We start from the raw sequence: 208 nt of genomic DNA on the forward strand, positions 1-208 counted from the left end.
TCGTTCTTTGAAAACTAGATAATCGTATAGAAGAAACCAAGTAAAAACCGAGTAAAATCGCCATTTTAGAATACTCTCTATTAATTTAGAGTAAAACCATTTAGGGTAAGTTAGAAAGGGCGCACGGTGAATGCCTTGGCACTAGGAGCCGATGAAGGACGGGACTAACACCGATATGCTTCGGGGAGCTGTAAGTAAGCTTTGATCC

The 208-nt window shown here is 40.9% G+C and carries 1 rRNA gene; it reads left to right on the forward strand.

The features are described from left to right. Positions 1-103: 103 nt before the first annotated feature. A 23S ribosomal RNA gene (locus M3226_RS32080) occupies positions 104-208 on the forward strand; the annotation flags it as partial.

This window comes from Neobacillus cucumis (genome assembly GCF_023715505.1).